Raw genomic sequence first — 19,661 nt, 5'->3', positions numbered from 1 at the left:
AATACAAGTACAGATAAGCACACACAACCTAATAGATACAAACACTTAATGTTTGGTACAGAGATTGCAAAGTATCATTATAGGAGGATCAAATGATTTCAGGTATGAGCGGTGCATCTTTTGCTGAACAACTAATTTCAGCAGAAAGAATGAGCAAAGATCAGTTATTTAAGACCAATTTAACCAAGCATCAAACCCAAATTGATGCCTATGAGTTGTTGGAGCGTAGCCTCAATAAAATGACCAGTAATCTAGAAAAGATTAATGGTGATGCCTTTGAAAGTAAAACCTCATCAATCAGCGATGAGAATGCCGCGATTACCGTCGATAGCGATGCCCCCACGGGCACCTATGATCTCACCGTCAAGCAACTCGCTCAAGCCCATCAGCTGACGAAAAGCTTTGCCAGTGAAACCGACTTACTCCCCGCGAGTGGTTTATTGAGTATCCAAGTCGGCCCCGATATCGCTGACACCATAGAGATAGATATGGCCGTGCTGAATGCCGACGGCACTCGCACCGTGAATGATCTTCGTGACGCCATTAATTCACACCCTGATAACCCTGGGGTCCAAGCCTCACTCGTAAGAACGGGTGGCAGTGTCGAGTTAATGATGACCTCCTCTGAATCAGGTAAAGACAGCACACTCAAAGTTGAGATGGACAGTGTTGATTGGGGCATGAGCGAACGTAAAGCGGCGCAAGATGCAGAGATAGTGCTCAATGGTATCGATATCACTAGTAGCAGTAACTACATAAGTAACGTTATTGATGGGGTATCAATAGAGCTGAACAAAACACATTCAGCGGGCGAAAGCAGCACCATAAAAATCGAATCAGACACCAGTAGCAGTGAAGATGCGGTTAAGGACTTTGTCGATTCCTTCAATGACCTTATGAACCAAATTAATCAGCTTACCCGCTCTATGGGGAGTAGCGTCGTCGATGAAGCCAAAGAAAATGATAAGGACACTGACGACAAAGATAAAGATGATGAAGATGATAAGCCCTCATCTGTCACAGAAGATCAGCTCGGTGCTCTCAAAGGTGACTCTACATTAAGAATGCTGCAAGCCAGTATGCGCAATAGCGTGTTTGAAGCAGCACCAAATGGCATGCGCTTGTCTGATATTGGTATTGAAATGAACCGTAGTGGTGAGCTTGATATCGATGAAGACAAGCTAACCCAAGCACTTAAAGATGATCCCGCAGCCCTAAAAGAGATGTTCACTGCCGATAACAGTTTTATCGACAGAATTGACACCATTATCGAACCATTCACTCAGTCCAATGGTTATCTCGATCTTAAGCAAAACAACCTAGATCAACAAATTGAACGCGTTGAAGACAGCATGTCTCGCCATGACTATCAGATGAAGCAGAGATACCAAATTTATCTGTCTCAGTTCACCGCAATGGAAAACACCATTAACCAACTTAACTCAGCCAGCATGCTGTTTAATTAAGGAATGCTAACCAATGTTGAATGAGCACGATCCCTTTAATGCTTACAAACAGACCTCATTAGATGCCCGAGCTGCTGCCGCCAATCCACATGAAATGGTACGGATGCTGCTCGACGGTCTTTTAGAGGAGATCCAACGTGCTAGCGGTTTTATGCAGCGTAAGAGCTATGAAGACAAAGGTCAGAGCATCAACAAGTGTCTCAATATCGTCCACGGTCTCGACTCTATGCTAGATATTGAAAACGGTGGCCAAGTGGCCGCCGGACTCAACCACCTTTACGACTACTGTAGCCGACAATTGGTCACCGCCAGCGTTGAAAATAGCGTTACAGCCCTTGAACCCATAACAAAGGTGATAACCGATGTCAGAACAGGTTGGGCCAATCTCAATTGAGCAGTGGCAGCAGTTTGAAAAAGCCTTGCTGTTTCACGCGCGCGTTGAAGACTGGGAGAAGCTGGTGATGGTGAATGAAAAGATGTGCAATGCCCTTAGAAAAGCGGGCAAGCCACACTCTCGTTCACAGGTGCTTGCGCGGCAATCATTAGCGCAAACCCATGGGGAAATAGTGCAGACGCTACGCCAAGCACAAAGCAAGGTCAAGCAAGAGATGGCCCAATTTGAGCAGCAGCAAGATGGCCTCGCTGCTTACCAATTTACCTGTGCCAGCGCTGGAGTCACCAATGACTAGTCCCATTTTAGCAAGTGCATTAAGCACAACATCGGCCTCCAATTCAGTCCCTATAAGTAATATTAGAGAGCCTATCGACCAAACCTATATTGATGATCTTGAGCAACAGTCGACAAGCGACACTCCACTTTTCTCATTAGCCTTACCACAGCCAATACAAGCACAAAACCCAACAGTGATTGGTGATGCTTCAGCGGCCGCGGTCAAGTCGATTGCGACCTCTGGTGCCCCCTTAACGACAGACACTGTTTATCGCACCAACTTCATCGGCGCTACAGCAATCGATTCTGCCAACTATAACGCCCAACATGGACAGGGCAATCCAGTTAAAGCAGTGGACTTTGGCAGTACTTACACTGCAACAGTCAATCCGCTAGCGCATCAACTAAGTAGCCAAGCATCAAAAATAGATAGCAAACCATCAACCACAACCACCGTGAATAGCGCGACTGCGACTGCGGCATCGGCATCGGCATCGGCATCGGCAAGCCATTTAGCCAGCTCGAACACGACTGCGACATTCAATAACAGCGTGGTAAAGCCTGACAATATCAACCCATTCTTAAGTGCAACACAATTTGCATCAGCGTTTATAACCAAACAGGTGGATAGCGCCAGTATCGATACCATTGAGTCGGCGCATCAGATTATTGCCAGCAATACTCGTGCTCAAAGTGCGGTTGCACAATGGGGACCTGTGTCCGTTTCTCAAGCTGCACCTATGCTGCAGCAAGCTCAAGAGATGCTGTCACCACTACGTGAACAACTACGCTTTCAAATTGATCAACAGATCAAGCAAGCAGAGCTAAGGCTCGACCCTCCTGAGCTTGGAAAAATAGAGCTCAATGTGCGCCTAGATGGCGATAAATTGCATATCCAGATGCATGCCGCGAATGCATCGGTACGCGACGCACTATTAACCGGACTCGACAGACTGCGCGCCGAATTGGCCGCCGATCATGGCGGTCAAATTGACGTCGACATCAGCCAAGGTGATTCACAGAAACAACAAACACAGCAGGGGACCCAATCGGCCATCGCCGCCGCTAACCTGCAAGGTGCTCAGCCAATGACAGCCGAGACTTCCCAACAAGATCACGTTGATCTACTCGCATAACTAAGGATCGCAGCATGCCATTCACCAATAAATCCAGTAAGCGGATCAAGTTTTTAGTCTTTATAACAGCCTGGACTGCAGCCATTTTTTGGGCCGGCTGGCAATCTCCAACACTCATTGGAGGCCCTTTCTTAACCCAAGAACCCGAAACTAAAGTGGCACAATTCTACCCATTGGACAAATTTGTCATCTCGATTACGGGGGAGGAGTACCCGCACTACTTACTACTCGAAATGGCGTTTAAAAGTCGTTCAAGCAATGTGACCAAGACCATTAAAGCGGCTGATCCAGTGATAAGAAACTCCTTAATGAAGATGTTCTCCAAGAAGCACTTCAATGAACTCAAAAATGCGCAGCAATTTGAGCCACTGCAGCAAGAAGCGCACGCGCTGCTATCACTGGTGCTCGCAGAAAATGACTTCGACATAGAATTAGACGAGGTGTTGTTTACTCGTATGGTTATTCAATAAAGGCCATATGCTATGAATACAGCTCAATCAGCCTACGAAGAAGCCAGTGGTGATATTGCAGTTAACCGCCTATCTGAAAGCCAGGTGATGATGCAGTACCTCCCTCTGGTGAAACGTTCAGTATCAAAATTGAGGAGTCATTGCGGCTCCGTGCTTGCCAAAGAGGATATGGAACAGATTGGCATGATGGCGCTGCTGGAGTCCGCTAGACGCTACCCTGGAGAGTACGACAATGGCTTTATCTCTTTTGCTGGTCAGCGCATTCGCGGCGCCATTTTAGATGAGCTTAGGCGGCAAGACTGGCGACCACGCCCAGTAAGACAGCAAGCCCATGAACTGAATGACACAGTCAGAAAACTCACCCGATTATTAGCTCGGCCACCGACGGATAAAGAGGTTGCCGAAGCGATGGGATTAAGCGAAGCCGCCTATCGCGAACGTTTATTTGCTTCACAATCAGAATCGATGCGCAGCCTAGATGAAATGCTCAGTGATGGTGGTCATTTTATCGATAAAAATAATGTTTTGGAGCAATTTTCAGCAAAAGAGTGTTTATTCCAAGCAATTTCAAAATTAAACAAAAGAGAACAGCTGATCCTGTCGCTTTACTATCAACATGAACTCAATTTAAAAGAAATTGCCGCTACCTTGGGGCTGACAGAAACACGAATTTGCCAACTACACAAACAAGCAGTGAAGCAACTTCAAACCATCTATCAGCAATGGGAACGGTAAATAAGTGAGATAGTATGAGCAAACTGTTAGGGCTAGTCGTCATCCTCTTGTCAGTATTTGGTGGGTATGTTTGGGCCGGAGGAACCTTGATCTCCCTGTGGCAGCCTGCCGAGATCCTAATCATTTTTGGGGCTGGTGTTGGCGCACTGGTTATTGCTAATCCCAAACCTGTGCTCATTGATATGTATGAGCAACTCAAGGAGCTGCTTAAGGTCGACCAAGAGGACCCTGAACTCTATCCACAACTATTTGGCTTATTGAATATGCTGATGGCGCAGATCCAATCCCAAGGCCTACGCATACTCGATGACCATATTGAAAAACCGAACGAAAGCTCACTATTTCTCATGTACCCAACCGTGCTCGAACACCCGAATGTACTCAATTTTCTTATCGACAACCTAAGACTACAGTCTATCGGTAAGCTTTCTGCGCATGACTTAGAGCACATGTTAGATGAAGAGATCCACCGTATCGATGAAGACAGAATGCGCCCCTCTTATGCCCTAAATAAAGTCGCAGAGGCCATGCCAGGTTTTGGCATCTTAGCGGCAGTGATGGGCATTATTATCACCATGTCGAATATCGACGGCCCCATTACTATGATTGGAGTCAAAGTTGCCGCAGCCCTTGTCGGTACCTTTATCGGCATCTTTGCCTGCTACTGCATATTTGATCCACTCTCGAAAGCACTGGAACATTTAACTGAGCGCAAATCAGCGCAATTGCGTTGTGTTGCCGCGGTCTTGGCTGCATTTGCTAAAGGTAAACCGCCAATGCTGGCGATAGATGCCGGTCGTAAACAGATCCAAAGTGAGAACCGCCCGACCTTCATAGAGCTTGAACGCTGGATGGTGGAGCAGAAAAACTAATGGCGATCAGACCTGAGCCTATCGTTATTCGACGCAAGCAGCGAAGCAAAGCTAAAGCAGCTCATGGTGGTGCGTGGAAAGTGGCATTTGCCGACTTTACCTTAGCTATGATGGCGCTATTTATGGTGCTGTGGATAATGCAAATCGCAGATCAGCAAGAGCGGACTATGATAGTCCAATACCTCAATGGCGACTTATCCGCTAATGGTTCAATTAATCCATTTGGTTTAAGTGGTGCACCCTCGGTGCTTGATTTCCAGGGTAACCTCGCCATTCAACAAGCGGTGTTGCCAGCCGCCTCTACAGGTGTTGATCGTAGTGGTCCTGCAATGCATAACCGTATTCCAGAGGGAACTGATAACGCCAAGGCGGGTAGAGGACCAGAGATGAACTCGCTCGTGCCGGGTAAGTTTGAAACCCAAGCACAACTGGAGTTTCTTGCCAGAGAAATAGAACAAGTGATCAAAGATGTCAGTATGGGATCCAACGTTGAGCTACAAGTGATTCCCCAAGGCGTACGCATATTAATGCACGACAATGTACATCAATTTATGTTCACCCGCGGCAGCGCCAATATGAAACCCTATTTTGAAGATCTGCTTATGGCTCTTGGCCCTCTATTGAGTAAAGTTGAAAACAAAATTACGATTTCTGGCCATACGGACTCAACACCGTACGTAGGTAAAAAATTTACTAACTGGGAACTGTCCAGTAAACGCGCCCTGCTAGCCCGCAGAGTACTTGAATACGGGGGGCTTAAACGTCACCAAGTGGTTCAAATTACTGGCATGGCAGACCAAGCTCCATACGTGGATGACCCCGCAGCAGCCGCTAACCGCCGAATCGAAGTGCTAGTTATGACAACCGATGCTGAAAATCAACTGCGTCAAATGATGGGGCTGCCTCAGGATAAACCAGCGCCAAAAGACAGTGTTATAAAAGCCAAGCAAATCGCCGAGGCCAACCAACCGCGCACGAGATACCCTTAATCATGGACAGACCTATCGTTGATCATGGCGAATTTATCCCAGCAGATAAAGCGCCGATGCCTGAGCATATTCACGCAGACAGCCGCCAGCATATAAGGGTGAGTCTAAGACAAGATGAGCAGCAAGATATTCTTCTTGCCTGTGACGGTGTAACCCTGTCGCTATATAAAGATTATTGCTGGGTAAAAACCAAGGCTGGGGTGGGCAATATAAAGAATGTCGGTTTAGGGGGGGTTGGCATCATTAGTACCTGCAAGGTAAAGCTTAACCAAGAGCTGTATCTTAAGTTCGACGATGCATATTACTCCATCAAGGTGATGCGCATCCAAAATATCAGTAATAAACTGCTTTTTATCGGTGCCATGTGGATGGAGGAGGACGAACAGCAGCGTACTATTATTACCAATAAAATCCTTGCTTCAGGACGACAAATATAAATTAAACAGATTGCTATCTTAGCTACCCAGTGACGAAAAAGGAGAGCACAATGCCAGCGCCATATGAGCGAAAAAGACCCGACTTATTACAGAAATTGTTTCTTTACCTTATTCTGTTCGACTGGGTGATCTTGATCTATCTGGTCATCGAGCTCAAAAACATGTCTTTTCGCTATGGCGCAATGACCTCAATAATGGTGGCACTCTTCAACCTCATTTTAGTTAACTTATGCTTTAGGCGTGCCCGTCGCGCCGAAGACAGTTACCAGATCTATCCAGTTATCATCGGCGCTTTAATGTCATTTGCACTTATCGCCTATTTCTTTTTCTTCTTCTTTTAGTCATCGACTGCAACTACTTAACTAAACGAAGATTTCGAGCATGCAATATTAGACAAGGGAGGCACGTTCGATAACGATGCCACCTATCCTAGCACTGTAGTGCAATGAAACAGTGCCAGCTTGAAGTAAAGACAAAGCACCTATGGCTGGCTATTTTTGAGTAAATGTCTCAATTTTCTTTTAATAATTTCACTCTCAAGCTTACTCATAAGCAAGCTGCCTATAAAAGTCACCGCCAAAAACATACACCAATAAAAAATACTTTCAAAAGGCGCGAAACCATAAGATGTGAGCAGATGATTCATTGGGTAAAGTAAAGCAAATGGCATGAAAAACACTAGCAATATAGTGATCGTCTTGGTGTCGGCTTTGGCCTGTTCGATATACTGAAATGTTTCAGCACTGGAGCTATTTTTCAACTGTGGATACTCAGTTTTCAACCAGTCTGTATAATTCAATTTTGAATTAAATGCCATTATTCCTTCCTTGTATTTCCTATTTCCGACTCAGCTGATGTTCTGCTCCAGATTGCTGCGCTTGATGCTGAAGGTTAAACACATCCATATATTCACCTAGTGATTTGATCTTTAATTCGGTCATAACAATGAGTAAAAATCCAAACATTGCCATAGCGATGAATAGTGAGCCGAAAAATGGTTCGCTAGCTTTATAGGTCCATAAGCCATTAAACAGCATTAATGCGGTCGTGATACCGCCAACTAGGTCATGGCTTTTAACTACATATCGATCGAGCGAAATATCATACAAAATTGAAACACTATTCGACAGCCCACCTGGACTTACTTTTATCCTGCGGTCTTTAAGCGTGGCAGCGTAACCACGTGCCGTTAACGCTTTGAGTAATAATTCCATCCCTGTAACCTCTAATCCCTTTTAATGCTGCCATCGACCCCGCCGTCGCTGCGATACATTTAACACCTATCGCAAGGCAATCAACCTACAACATAAAACCCAAACTTTTCATTTAGCATCGCTGAAATAGCGGGGTTATTTATTATTTTGTAACTGCTGCATCATCACTTGGTGCACGATATTTACCGCCTTTAATGGACGCACCATGACTTTAAAATCAACGATTTTACCTGTTTCATTCCAACTGATAATGTCCACACCATTAACGATAACCCCCTCAATTTCAACTTCGAACTCCAACATGGCATTAGATTCGCCTATTATCTCTCGAACGTATTTAAACGTATCGTTAAACAGCACGTGTAATGCTGCAGTTAAATATTGCAGGGTAATCTGCTTACCAACTTGCGGAGTGTGAACGATGGGAGAATGAAATACGGCGTTGTCGTCCAATAACGTGGCCAGACTGGCGGTATCTTTATCATTTACGATGCTATGCCATTGCTTAAGCGTGTCATATTTCATCTTAGCTGTCCTTAGATTAGAGTCATCATGTCGAACTATAAGAACCAAAAACAACACATAAAGCAATTAAATATCGAAGTTAATCTGAGCTAGAACCATGTGCTAACAGGCTATCGTCGGGCGCTTCTTGGCGCTGTTCCATACCATAATCTCGAATAACGCCAGCCACTCTAAGTCTGTAGTGGCTAAAGACTCCGCCACGCCCTTTTACTTGAGCATAACGATGAGATTCTAGATTTCGCCACTGTTGAATTGATGCTTCATCGCGCCAAAACGATAATGATAGAATTTTGCTGTTGTCAGTCAAACTCTGAAACCGTTCTATCGATATAAAGCCATCTATATTGGCTAACAGAGGTTTAATGTCAGCGGCAATATCCAAGTATTCTGCGGATTTTCCCTCTGCTATTTGCACTTCAAATATCACTGCTATCATAAGATGTTTTACTCAAAATGGTTCAATATACTTATCTATTACGTTAGCATTTTCAATATCAAACATTAATGCGTCGCATCAAAGTTTATTAAGCAAAAGACGTCATAGCTTACACCGCCTAAGCAGTCGTTTTATTTAATTGTAATAAGTCCCACTTAGTACCATAAAGATCTTTAAATACCACCACCATGCCATATTCTTCCGATCTTGGTGCTTCAGTAAACTCAATACCATTAGCCTTCATCTGCTCATAGTCACGCCAAAAATCATTGGTGTGTAAAAACAAAAAGACTCGACCACCCGTTTGATTACCTATCGCCGACTTTTGTTGATCATTGCTCGCTTGTGCGAGTAACAGGTTGGTCCCTGTCGAGTTGGGCGGAGAGATCAAAACCCAACGTTTACCTTCCCCTAAATCAAGGTCTTCAATCAGTTCAAACTGTAACTTTTTAGTATAAAATTCGATGGCATCGTCATAATTTTCGACCACTAAGGCAATGCTACCAATGTTCTGTTCGATGGCTTTACTCATATCATTTTTACTCCAATTTAAAGCTGGATTTTATCTTATGTGAGCAAGAAACTCATTGGCTGGTGATCATTCTAGCTGTACCCATTTATAAACTTGAGCTTATCTTGGCAATTGCTGACAGCAGGATTTTCAGAAGGGTGCGACCCAGAGCATCTGCTCTGAGCCGTGTAGGAATGAGAATAAACGCTAACGCAGGATTATTCCGCCAAGGTTAAAAGCTGTTGCTTTACCGCCGCTGAAGCAAATGAATGCTCAACACTCACCTTATAAATCTCAAAATACTCTTTACGACTTAGCTTGAACTCTTGCATCACTTTACGCACTTCATCAGTCATAGTTGTATTTGATACCGTACGGTTGTCGGTATTAATGGTGATCAACACGCCATCTTTATAAAACTCGCTGAAAGGGTGCTCACTCAAGCTGTCGACAGCTTTAGTTTGCACATTGCTGGTTGGGCAGCTTTCCAGCGCAACTGATTTACTCTTTGTTAAATCATAAGCTTGTTTATGGGTCTTAATATCGATGCCATGTCCAATACGTTCGGCGCCAAGCATGGTGATAGCATCATGCACGTTTTGTCCTACACCCTGTTCTCCAGCATGTATGGTGACTCGATAACCCTTCTCTACGGCATATTGCGCATGAGGAATGAAGCCTGCGCAGAATCCAGGTAACTCACTACCCGCAAGATCAAATGCAACCACACCATCATCGATAAAGCTAGCGCCCGCATCAATCACCTCGTTAACCCTATCTTTAGGCATATTACGGATAATCGACAGAATGAAATTACCTTTGATGTCGTATTGCGACTCAGCTCTTTTCATCCCTTTAACTGCACTGCCAATCACTTGCTGCAGAGTTAGTCCACTCTGCAGATGCAGTAACGGCGCAAAACGCACCTCAAGATACTTGACGTTCTCTTTGGCTGCATCTTCAAACACTTCAAAAGATATCCGTTCGATACCGCTCGCGGTTTGCATCACAGACAGTGGCAACTCAAACCGAGTCAGGTATTCATCAAGATTTTGGCAAGCATCAGGGGCGACCATTAATGATTGGATCTCATTAAGATCATTACTCGGTAATGGCAGGTTGTGCTGCTGCGCAATATCAATAACGCTTTGCGGACGAACGCTACCATCTAAATGGCAATGTAGATCGATTTTGGGCAAGTCTAGATAATTCATAGGTCTCTACCTTTATTGAATAAGAAATTAAAGTCACAGACCTCATAATCAAGAATTTAAGGCTCTTGGTAGAAACTCCCAAACCATATCATTGGGATTATACGAAGTAATAAGCGGTTGGAATTTAACATTGTTAGCCATATAACTACAAGCCACTTAAAGTTCAGCCAAAATTAAATACGTTATGGATCAACCGTATGTCGTAATAAGAAATACCTGTTGTCATAACTGCAACTCGTACATCGATGATTCGAAGCTTATGCTCGTTACATCCATTATACGAGGTACTTATGTTTCGATATCTTCTTTGCAGTTTTGCGCTTGTGCTCCTCTACCCTACCGCGATAGATCTCTACCTCGTTGGTTTACCAAAAATAGCACAAGACCTCGGTGCCAGCGAATCGCACCTGCACATCGCTTTTTCAATCTACCTTGCAGGCATGGCAACCACCATGCTATTTGCTGGGCGATTTGCAGATGTAATAGGCCGTAAACCGGTCGCCATTTTTGGTGCCACTATTTTTGTCATCGCCTCAATCGTTTGCGGCTCTGCCGACAACACCGAGACATTTTTAATCGCACGATTTGCACAGGGCATTGGCGCAGGCTCTTGTTATGTGGTGGCATTCGCCATTCTACGCGACACCTTAGACGACCAGCGCCGCGCCAAAGTACTGTCAATGCTAAACGGCATTACCTGTATTATTCCGGTTATTGCGCCGGTCATTGGCCACTTGATTATGCTCAGATTTCCATGGCCTAGCCTGTTTAACACCATGGCAGGTATCGGAGTCTTGGTGTGTGCACTTGCTATATTTATTTTAAAAGAAACCAAGCCGAATAAGACGCCTAAACAACAGTTCGACATAAACACAAGCCTCACGGCAACCAAGTCCGCTAACGTGGAGGTTTTTCTCGAACGTTACTTCATTAGTCGGTTGATCATCACCGCCTTGGGCGTCACGACCATTCTGACTTACGTTAACGTCTCACCAATGCTACTTATGGGAATGATGGACTTTGACCGCGGCGAATATTCAACTGTGATGGCATTAACCGCATTAGTGAGCATGCTCTCATCATTTCTAGCGCCCTTGGCATTATCTTGGATCAAACAAGGTACGCTAATGATTATCTCGCAATGCATATTGCTAACAGCCGCGCTTATTTTAGCTAGCTCCTATTACGGTTTTGAAAATGACACCCTGTACTTAATGGGGTTTGCGCTGGTATGCAGCGGATTCGCCATTGGTTTTGGTGTTGCAATGAGCCAAGCGCTCAGTCCATTCTCGCAACGCGCTGGGGTGGCGAGCTCTTTACTCGGTATTGCCCAAGTATTCAGTTCAGGCTTGTATATATGGCTTATGGGGCTACTGGGAGTGAGCGCGTTAAATATGTTGCTGATAATATTACTACTAGGTAGCCTTATTAGCCTCACTCTAATACTATTATTGGGGTCTCCCATTCACCGTGGTTCCAATGAAGAAATCGTTAGCACGACTTGATCTTAATTTGTTGTTCACACTACAAATCTTACTCAAAGAACAGAATGTGTCTAGAACCGCTAAGAAGCTAAATGTTACCCCCTCAACGGTAAGTAAGGCACTTAAGAAACTTAGAGACTGGTTTGACGATCCTCTGTTTGTAAAAACGCCTCAAGGCTTGAGGCCCACGCCTCTAGCGCAAAGTATTGAGGAAGATCTTGCCGAGTGGCTGCAAATGGGCAGCCAGATCTTAGAGAAACGTGGCGATGAAGTACCTAATGGAGTGCATTTTAATTTAGCAATGGAATCACCGTTGCTACTGATCATGTTTAATCAATTAGCTCAGTCAATTTATCAAAAATATCCTGATGCAAAAGTGAAAGTGCAAACATGGGATTATGATTCGTTAGAGTCAATTATTTGCGGCGATGCTGATATCGGTTTTTCCGGTAGAGAGAGTCACCCACGCTCAAAAGAGTTGCTAGACCTGCTACCCTACTTTATCGACTTTGAGGTACTGTTCACCGATCTTCCCATGGTGTACTTGCATAAAGACCATCCAGCACTGCAAGAGGAGTGGAACTTAGAGACATTCCTCAAATACGCCCATATCAATATTGTTTGGGAAAAGAGTGAAACTTGGGCGCTCGACGAAGTGTTACTGGAGATGGGGCTAACCCGTAACGTCGCACTGACAATGAACAGCTTTGAGCAATCGCTGTTTATGGCCGCTCAACCTGGGCATGATATGTTCACGACGGCGCCTAAATACTGCCAACAATATGTACAGCACATGCGCTTTGATCTCGTCAGCTTGCCCATCCCTTTAGATAAGGAGTATCTCGACAAGTTACTCACGCCGTTCACCATGCTATGGCACAAACGCAATGGACATAACCCCAAAATTAACTGGCTCAGAGACACAATAAAAAGACTTTATTGCTCATAGCACTGCAGCTTCAGTTCATATGCTGGTGTATTTGTATTATCAAATTGGAGTTATAGCTGCTTATACACAGCAACTATAACCTGGTCATTTTATTAACCGCTGCGATTAATTAACTACATGCAAGCTGTGTTTGCTGTTTACACAACTGTAGCGACTTTTCAGCAGACTCTTCGCCAATACAATAATCCATTCTGAGAGTACGTTTTTCTGAAGCTGGATTACTGTCACTATTAGTGGCATCCCAGCGCCACTTCTTTACCATGTAGCGTGAATGTTTACCAAGATCCTTATTCGGGACAGACTTTATAACTTGCACATTTTCAGTTGCACCAGAATCAGAAATATTAAAGGACAAAATTGCACAACCTGCAATACCTGCACGCGCCATTTCCATCGGATATTTAGCGGGAGTTTTATTCGTACGTTGCCATAAATAATCACTTTTAGGCTCAATATCTGTGAGTAAAACATCACCAAAAAAAGCTCGTCGTTTTGCAGCACTCTCTGTTGATATTAAAAAAATTGAGATAACCATTACGATTAATAAATATTTCATCTACATTCCATTGTTTAATTAATTTAAATAAGTCCCTTAATTAAAAGGGGGCTTACAGCTGATATCTAAGCTAGCTATTAACTTACGTCATATCTATCACTGGCTTAGCCACTGTGAAGCCTATGGTGAGTAACATCAAAAAAGGGACTGCATGGCACAAAATCATCGGGAATTTAGCAACTGAGTCCTTTGTTGGGATAAAAAAATAGGGGTCAACTTTAAGTAGATATTGATAAAAAGGCCTCAATACTGGCTTAAACCAAGTATGAAAGTAATAGCCACTGACAGCCACTAGCTGTACTTCAATGAGTAATAGAAATAGATCAAGCCCTACGGCGTCAACAAACATCACTAAAGCCGCGGCCTCAGGGTTAAGTGCCAATACACCGATTACCAATATTGTCGCGAGCTTCCACATCCACTTTTTCATTAATCCTCCTTGATTAAATAACTTAACAACTTATGCAATAGCGACTCTGTTGCTCAGTTAATGAACTCAAACTAGCAGTTTAGTTCTATTGTTGTAAATATGTTGCAGCCATTTAGCAACAAGCACCTGCACATTCCTATACCACAATTAACTATAGCGGCTGAGATGGTTGCCTCGATCTTGCATCACAATAGCCGGGGTTCAGCTATACAAAATCTAACACTAGGTGAGCATTATGAACTACAAACTCATTAGTATTGATTGAGCAAAAAACATCTTTCAGGTTGCCGCTTTTTAAGCCGAGAACAGAGTGGTTTTCAATCGTAAAATTAATCGTACTACCTTGCTTGATATCTTGAGGTAAAGTGAACCCACTTTTGTCATGATGGAAGCCTAGTAGGGTAAGACCTCAATGAATGGGAACTCATTAGGGCACCCAAACCAGGATGGTAGATATCAAGAGGCTGGGCATGGTGAATATCTACCGCCATGAGGCGAAGGAGATCGTCTAGGTTCTTCAGCGTTTTTTTCCCGCTTATATGCGGCTGGAGTGAGATTGGTCAACCGTTTGAAATACTTATTGAAGTGGGTAATGTCTTCGAAACCTAGATCATCTGCTGTTTGTTGTACTGACAGGCCGTCCATAACCAGCTTGCGCTTGATCTCAAGAATGATTCTAAAATCAATTAATTGCTTGGTTGTGCGGCCGCAGCATGATTTGCAAAGCTGGTTTAAGTTCTTGTAGCTAGTGTGCATCCACTGAGCATACTGAAGGGCTTCCCTAGCCTCGAAGAAGTGTTGTTCCACGAGACTGAGAAACAGATCGAAGCGCTCCTTCTGGTGCTCGCTCAAGTGACTGAGGTGACTCTTTCTCTGTCGGCCTAATTTGATCAACAGAGCAGAAGTCAGCAGCTGCACCACCACATCATCGTCTGCTTCATCATAAAGGGCCTTTTTAATCTCCTCTAACAGCACCCTGCAGCTCTCATAGAGTTCCTCAGGTAGTGTCGTTAGAACTGGTGATGACGCCATGCTTTGATGAAACGGTGCAAAGTAGGAGGTGCGAATATTGGAAGAACTATTGGAGAAGAACTCCGTGCTAATGTTGATCATCGTGCCCTGGGGGAAATCATCAGGATCGAAGGCGTGTACCTGATTGCGGTTGACAAAGATAACACTGCCAGATTGGTAGGGATAGCGTTTGAAGTCGATCATGTGCTGTCCCTGCCCCTTGGTGATGAACAGGTAACAGAAGTAGCTCACCCTGTGGGGTTGGTAGGGATCGAAGTCGTAGCGACTGAGCCTTTCGCGGAAGCGCTCAAGATCCATAACTTCGATACCTGACTCCTCTATGGAGGGAGCTCGGTAGTGAATGTTGGGAATAGAATAGCAATTGTTCATACGGACCACTATAACACCTCTTTGCAAGGGTATCGGTGTAAGGACTGGTTAGCCAGCGGCAAGTCGCCGCTGGCCAATGGGTATTATAGGTGGATTTGCCCTATTCGGTTGGCTCGCTCATCATAGTCATCCTCATGGCAACCTGAACAGCTGTCGTAAGCACGAAGCCAAGGCTTCATGTACTCACCATCTGCCGAGAAGTGTCTAGGGTCGTCCTTTGCCCCATCCAGATCTATCTTGAACAGATGAGATTCACTAGGCATGTGACAATCGGTGCACTTAGCTACGAACTCATGGGCGGGAGCAGCGGTGGCAAACTCCTTGTTATGGCAATCGGTACACTCGCGTACCATTGCATCTTCATGACCCGGCTGATCCTGATATTTTTCAGACCTATGCGGGTTATGACAGGTTGAGCAGGTGAAGTCCTTCTTCTTGCCCATAGCCACACCAGTATCCGGATCGGTACCAATCATGGTTGTGCCCGCGTGGCGGCCACCACGACCACCTAGGCGCCCTTCGGGGCCAAAACCAGTACTCAGACTCAAGCGCGCCCCTTGGGTAACTTCACCAAAGACCTGGTCAAAGGGAGACAGATAGTCTGGGTAACGCCTAACTGCATCATCAGTGGTGTGACACTCTGTACAGGTAGCAGCCTTACCATAGCCCATATCATCTGCAAGGAAATCTTCAGTAACACGTGCTTCTGCTATCTTAACAATGTTTTGCTTTGACGGGCTCTTAATATGTTCACTACCGGCACCATGACAACTTTCACATTGAACCCCGGTCATAGCAAACGTGCCGTCCATTCCCGGCATGTCATCTTGCCTATTCAGGTTACGGATATCACCGGCACCTTCTGTGTAATCCTGCCAGCCTGTTGTATGGCATCTGCCACAGTAACCGTAGGGGTGTGAATCTGGTGCGGTATTGGGCTGATAGGTATACGCATATGGGATCTCTCCTCCCTTCTGAGCGACGCCTACGCCTGCCTTATCACCGGACATGATATAGCCATTCTGGTCGATGAACATGGCACTTTTCTTGTAGCCACCTATGACGTAACTGATGTCCTGCCAACCTGCGGGGTTACCCAGAGTGTTGTCTATATCCAACAGCGCTGGCGCGCCAGAGAGAGAGGTGAAAGGGTAGAGAGGCTCCTCCCCCTCTACCTTGGTGAGTTTAAAATTGTGACCGGTCTCGAAATAGGACTCCTTATCCGTATGACAGGAGATACAGGTATTGGAACCGACATAGGCCAACCCGCTTGGTGTCACAACAACAGTAACAATCGACTCAGCATCGCCGCCGTTACCATCTGAGATGGTGTAATTGAGTATGCTAGTACCGACCTCGACAGGTTCGAACAAGATCATATTATCCTGAATCGATGCGGAACCAGCCCCCTCTGTCACAGTTACGGTTTCGATAGTCAACGGATCACCATCAGGATCGGTATCGTTGGCCAAGGCATCGATAATACTGTTGCTGCCCATGGTAGCGTTGGCATCCACCGGATTAGCAATAGGTGGAGTGTTAGCGGGAATTACCGGATCTTTATCATTGTTATTATTATCGTCGCTGCCACATGCACTCAGAAGGCTGAGAAGCATGGCTGCAACAAGCGTCTTGCGTGGGGCACTTGAGCCGTAAAGTTTCATCATCATTTCCCTTTTAATAGTTGACACTATTGGCCCCTAGGCGTGGGATTTAGCCTGGAGCACATTAAGTTGTACAACTGTTAAATTAATACTCAAGCCTGTGTCAAAGTAGGTCAGTAAGGGAGCTAAAATTGCCGATAAGATACCTAATGAGCAGAGTGTGACCCAAAGCTGTCACTGAGAGAGAAGGTCTAATTATTTAGATAAGTAACAGTTCTTTGAATTGTGCTTTTCCATGCTTCCAGTATCAGAATTGCAGCCCCTTCTTAAAATCATCTATTAAATTAATAGAGGGTGCGCTTTATGAAGCGCTAGATGGCAGCAGGAACTAAGGCAATAAACCCCAAGCGCGGGCCTATCGGTATTAGAAACTGTGACGCTATCGCTGAAGTGATGTTGAATCCAGATAAACAGCCTGGAACAGATGTTAGAAATGTAGCTTAGAATTAAAGAGGTGAGTGCCAACTATCTAGAATACACCGCTAATGTGTAAATGCTACCGTGACACCCAGCTCTTTACAAAATAATGGCCAAAGCGCCACTACTTTTAATTTGAGTTAAATTTGGAAAAAACAATAGCAGATAGAGCCGCCTACTCAGTAGATACAAGCTGACATAAACATTTAATTACCCGCGTATTTAAACGTTTCCTCTCTGCTATTTCATCGCTGCTTTAACGTAGACGTCAAAGCGATTTTTCTTCTGCGCCAGTACCATACTCGGCTTTACACCATCGAGATCTTCTGCGTAATCAGGGCGCTTCACCACGACACGTTTAGTCGCTAGTGCTTGTGCAGGTTTAAGTAAACCATCGGCATCTAGATCCGCGCCAACCAAGGTTTGGAATACTCGCATCTCTTTTTTAACTAATGCGGATTTTTCACGATGAGGATACATGGGATCAAGGTAAACCACATCAATCTCAGTTCCAGAAGCTGCAGCAGCCTCCGTTAGCGCATCAATACTTGAACCGTGAAATAAACTCATGCGCTCACGCATCCACTCGCCAATCTCGCTATCGTCATAGGCTCGACGCAAACCATCCTCCAATAAAGCGGCAACAACAGGGTGACGCTCGACCATAATGACTTTACAACCCAAGCTGGCAAGCACAAAGGCATCGCGTCCTAAGCCAGCAGTGCCATCAACCACTGTAGGCGTTAGCCCTTGTTTAAGACCGACGGCTTTAGCAATTGATTGGCCGCGACCACCACCAAATTTGCGTCGGTGTGCCACTGCACCTGAAACAAAGTCAACATTAATACCATCCAACTTGGGTTCATCGCGCTTATACAGGCTCAAAGTATTGTGCTCAAAGCGCAGTTCAAATTGCGCTTCTTTGTCCCAAACCAACCCCCAACGTTCACTTATATCAGCGAGAGATGGGTATTGCGGATTAAAAAAAATCGGTATTTGCAAAAGTAGTTCCACGCGTTTTAATAGACTCTATCGCATTATGCCAAAAGCCAGCGAGAGTGAATACCTATACCTGATGCCGCATACAACTTATAATGACGGTATTACACAGTTTATGACTGTTCATTCAAGTCTGGGATCTCTCATGTTAAGTTACCGTCACGGCTATCACGCTGGCAATTATGCCGATGTGCTCAAGCACGCTATATTGCTACAAGTGCTCAAATTGATGCATAAAAAAGACAAGCCGATGGCCTATATTGATAGTCATGCGGGCGCAGGCGGTTATGCACTCACCGATGAGTTTTCTAAGAAGACCGGTGAATACTTAGATGGTGTGGCCAGACTATGGGAACGTAGTGATCTGCCTGAATCTTTAGTGCAATACATTGCTGACGTAACCCATTTTAACCAAGGTAAAAAAGAGTTAGAGTTTTACCCAGGCTCACCCGCTTTCGTTGATATGAATATGCGTCAAAAAGATCGCATGGTACTGCACGAACTGCACGGCACTGACTTTGCGACGCTAGATGAGCAGTTTACCGGTGACCGACACGTTAAAGTGATCAAGGGCGATGGCCTTAAAGGCATGATTGGCGCAGTACCGCCACTTGAGCGTCGTGGTGTTATTTTAATAGACCCTAGTTACGAGATTAAAACCGACTATCAAGATGTTGCGAAAGCGATAATCAAGGCACACAAACGCTTTTCTACTGGCGTTTATATGCTTTGGTATCCGGTTGTCGACCGCGCTCAAACGGAACGTATGCTTAAGCTATTAGCCGAAAGTGGCATTAAGAACCAACTGCGTATTGAGCAATCCATTAAGCCTGATAGTGATGAGTTTGGCATGACTGCCGCTGGATTGTGGATTATCAATCCACCATGGCAATTAGACACTATCGCCAAAGAGATGCTCGATTATCTAGAGCGCCGCATTGGCCAAAATGGCGGTAAAACAGTGGTGAAACAGGAAGTAGCTGAGTAAACAGACCTGCTAGACTCGAGTATTAGCGGTTCTAGGTTCGAGTATTAGCGGTTCTAGGCTCGAGTATTAGCGGTTCTAGGCTCGAGTATTAGCGGTTC

At 44.9% G+C, this 19,661-nt stretch carries 25 protein-coding genes and 1 riboswitch; of the genes, 14 read left to right on the top strand and 11 right to left on the bottom strand.

The window, feature by feature from the left end:
* The first annotated feature begins 92 nt into the window (after nt 1-92).
* Genes fliD through JK628_RS01100 form a run of 10 tightly spaced genes read left to right on the top strand, consistent with a single transcriptional unit; the run spans nt 93 to nt 7,116 of the window.
* A complete protein-coding gene (gene fliD, locus JK628_RS01145; RefSeq protein WP_202287462.1) occupies nt 93-1,466 on the top strand; it encodes a flagellar filament capping protein FliD in 1,374 nt (457 codons plus the stop codon).
* A gap of 13 nt (nt 1,467-1,479) precedes the next feature.
* Nucleotides 1,480-1,860, top strand: a complete 381-nt coding sequence (gene fliS, locus JK628_RS01140) for a flagellar export chaperone FliS (RefSeq protein ID WP_202287461.1) — start codon at nt 1,480-1,482, stop codon at nt 1,858-1,860.
* Nucleotides 1,829-2,155, top strand: coding sequence for a hypothetical protein (locus JK628_RS01135; protein WP_202287460.1), 327 nt, complete (start codon nt 1,829-1,831; stop codon nt 2,153-2,155). Before fliS ends, JK628_RS01135 begins: the two co-directional genes overlap by 32 nt.
* Nucleotides 2,148-3,272, top strand: coding sequence for a flagellar hook-length control protein FliK (locus JK628_RS01130; protein ID WP_237524108.1), 1,125 nt, complete (start codon nt 2,148-2,150; stop codon nt 3,270-3,272). The genes JK628_RS01135 and JK628_RS01130 overlap by 8 nt, the downstream gene beginning before the upstream one ends.
* 14 nt (nt 3,273-3,286) lie before the next feature.
* The gene (locus JK628_RS01125; protein ID WP_202287458.1) at nt 3,287-3,742 is read left to right on the top strand and encodes a flagellar basal body-associated FliL family protein; all 456 of its coding nucleotides are present in this window, start codon (nt 3,287-3,289) and stop codon (nt 3,740-3,742) included.
* A 12-nt stretch (nt 3,743-3,754) separates the two neighbouring features.
* Nucleotides 3,755-4,477, top strand: a complete 723-nt coding sequence (locus JK628_RS01120; protein WP_202287457.1) for an RNA polymerase sigma factor FliA — start codon at nt 3,755-3,757, stop codon at nt 4,475-4,477.
* Between the two features lie 14 nt (nt 4,478-4,491).
* Nucleotides 4,492-5,349: a flagellar motor stator protein MotA gene (motA, locus tag JK628_RS01115; RefSeq protein WP_202287456.1), complete on the top strand. Its 858-nt coding sequence runs from the start codon at nt 4,492-4,494 to the stop codon at nt 5,347-5,349.
* Nucleotides 5,349-6,338, top strand: coding sequence for a flagellar motor protein MotB (locus JK628_RS01110; protein ID WP_202287455.1), 990 nt, complete (start codon nt 5,349-5,351; stop codon nt 6,336-6,338). The genes motA and JK628_RS01110 overlap by 1 nt, the downstream gene beginning before the upstream one ends.
* A 2-nt stretch (nt 6,339-6,340) precedes the next feature.
* On the top strand, nt 6,341-6,775 hold the full coding sequence (locus tag JK628_RS01105) for a hypothetical protein (protein ID WP_202287454.1): 435 nt from the start codon (nt 6,341-6,343) through the stop codon (nt 6,773-6,775).
* A 50-nt stretch (nt 6,776-6,825) separates the two neighbouring features.
* A complete protein-coding gene (locus tag JK628_RS01100) occupies nt 6,826-7,116 on the top strand; it encodes a hypothetical protein (RefSeq protein ID WP_202287453.1) in 291 nt (96 codons plus the stop codon).
* Nucleotides 7,117-7,256: 140 nt separating this feature from the next.
* Here JK628_RS01100 and JK628_RS01095 read toward each other — a convergent pair whose 3' ends face one another.
* The 6 genes from JK628_RS01095 to add all read right to left on the bottom strand — a co-directional run bounded on the left by JK628_RS01095 (nt 7,257) and on the right by add (nt 10,675).
* Nucleotides 7,257-7,592, bottom strand: coding sequence for a hypothetical protein (locus tag JK628_RS01095; protein ID WP_202287452.1), 336 nt, complete (start codon nt 7,590-7,592; stop codon nt 7,257-7,259).
* A gap of 19 nt (nt 7,593-7,611) precedes the next feature.
* On the bottom strand, nt 7,612-7,989 hold the full coding sequence (locus JK628_RS01090; protein ID WP_202287451.1) for a hypothetical protein: 378 nt from the start codon (nt 7,987-7,989) through the stop codon (nt 7,612-7,614).
* A 135-nt stretch (nt 7,990-8,124) separates the two neighbouring features.
* The gene (locus JK628_RS01085; RefSeq protein WP_202287450.1) at nt 8,125-8,514 is read right to left on the bottom strand and encodes a nuclear transport factor 2 family protein; all 390 of its coding nucleotides are present in this window, start codon (nt 8,512-8,514) and stop codon (nt 8,125-8,127) included.
* A gap of 79 nt (nt 8,515-8,593) precedes the next feature.
* Nucleotides 8,594-8,950 carry an antibiotic biosynthesis monooxygenase family protein gene (locus JK628_RS01080; protein ID WP_202287449.1) on the bottom strand — a complete coding sequence of 119 codons (357 nt, stop codon included), beginning with the start codon at nt 8,948-8,950 and terminating at the stop codon, nt 8,594-8,596.
* A 118-nt stretch (nt 8,951-9,068) separates the two neighbouring features.
* Entirely contained in the window at nt 9,069-9,482 is a 414-nt protein-coding gene (locus JK628_RS01075; protein ID WP_202287448.1) for a VOC family protein, read from the bottom strand.
* Nucleotides 9,483-9,679: 197 nt separating this feature from the next.
* The gene (add, locus tag JK628_RS01070) at nt 9,680-10,675 is read right to left on the bottom strand and encodes an adenosine deaminase (protein WP_202287447.1); all 996 of its coding nucleotides are present in this window, start codon (nt 10,673-10,675) and stop codon (nt 9,680-9,682) included.
* 25 nt (nt 10,676-10,700) lie between these two features.
* A riboswitch (purine riboswitch) is annotated at nt 10,701-10,800 on the bottom strand.
* A gap of 165 nt (nt 10,801-10,965) precedes the next feature.
* On the opposite strand from add, the gene JK628_RS01065 reads away from it, so the two are divergent.
* Together JK628_RS01065 and yidZ are read left to right on the top strand one after the other, a co-directional pair.
* Nucleotides 10,966-12,180, top strand: coding sequence for an MFS transporter (locus JK628_RS01065; protein WP_202287446.1), 1,215 nt, complete (start codon nt 10,966-10,968; stop codon nt 12,178-12,180).
* The gene (gene yidZ / locus JK628_RS01060; protein ID WP_202287445.1) at nt 12,155-13,108 is read left to right on the top strand and encodes an HTH-type transcriptional regulator YidZ; all 954 of its coding nucleotides are present in this window, start codon (nt 12,155-12,157) and stop codon (nt 13,106-13,108) included. The genes JK628_RS01065 and yidZ overlap by 26 nt, the downstream gene beginning before the upstream one ends.
* A gap of 109 nt (nt 13,109-13,217) precedes the next feature.
* On the opposite strand, the gene JK628_RS01055 is transcribed toward yidZ, so the two are convergent.
* The 4 genes from JK628_RS01055 to JK628_RS01040 form a co-directional block, all read right to left on the bottom strand.
* A complete protein-coding gene (locus JK628_RS01055; protein WP_202287444.1) occupies nt 13,218-13,664 on the bottom strand; it encodes an energy transducer TonB in 447 nt (148 codons plus the stop codon).
* An 82-nt stretch (nt 13,665-13,746) separates the two neighbouring features.
* Complete coding sequence (locus tag JK628_RS01050; RefSeq protein WP_237524107.1) at nt 13,747-14,094, bottom strand: hypothetical protein; 348 nt, start codon at nt 14,092-14,094, stop codon at nt 13,747-13,749.
* 456 nt (nt 14,095-14,550) lie between these two features.
* The gene (locus tag JK628_RS01045) at nt 14,551-15,423 is read right to left on the bottom strand and encodes an AraC family transcriptional regulator (RefSeq protein WP_237524106.1); all 873 of its coding nucleotides are present in this window, start codon (nt 15,421-15,423) and stop codon (nt 14,551-14,553) included.
* A 155-nt stretch (nt 15,424-15,578) separates the two neighbouring features.
* Complete coding sequence (locus tag JK628_RS01040; protein ID WP_237524105.1) at nt 15,579-17,186, bottom strand: Ig-like domain-containing protein; 1,608 nt, start codon at nt 17,184-17,186, stop codon at nt 15,579-15,581.
* Between the two features lie 288 nt (nt 17,187-17,474).
* Between JK628_RS01040 and JK628_RS23395 the strand changes: the two genes are divergently transcribed.
* Complete coding sequence (locus JK628_RS23395) at nt 17,475-17,603, top strand: hypothetical protein (protein ID WP_272931637.1); 129 nt, start codon at nt 17,475-17,477, stop codon at nt 17,601-17,603.
* A 213-nt stretch (nt 17,604-17,816) separates the two neighbouring features.
* Here the strand turns inward: JK628_RS23395 and JK628_RS01035 are convergent, their stop codons facing one another.
* Entirely contained in the window at nt 17,817-18,578 is a 762-nt protein-coding gene (locus JK628_RS01035) for a class I SAM-dependent methyltransferase (protein ID WP_202287442.1), read from the bottom strand.
* Between the two features lie 142 nt (nt 18,579-18,720).
* Here JK628_RS01035 and JK628_RS01030 point away from each other — a divergent pair, with 142 nt between their 5' ends.
* Nucleotides 18,721-19,563: a 23S rRNA (adenine(2030)-N(6))-methyltransferase RlmJ gene (locus JK628_RS01030; RefSeq protein WP_202287441.1), complete on the top strand. Its 843-nt coding sequence runs from the start codon at nt 18,721-18,723 to the stop codon at nt 19,561-19,563.
* Nucleotides 19,564-19,661: the final 98 nt, after the last annotated feature.

Source organism: Shewanella sp. KX20019 (genome assembly GCF_016757755.1).
GTDB lineage: Bacteria > Pseudomonadota > Gammaproteobacteria > Enterobacterales > Shewanellaceae > Shewanella.
Note: the sequence above shows the minus strand (reverse complement) of the source record. Positions and strands in the feature narration are given on the sequence as shown.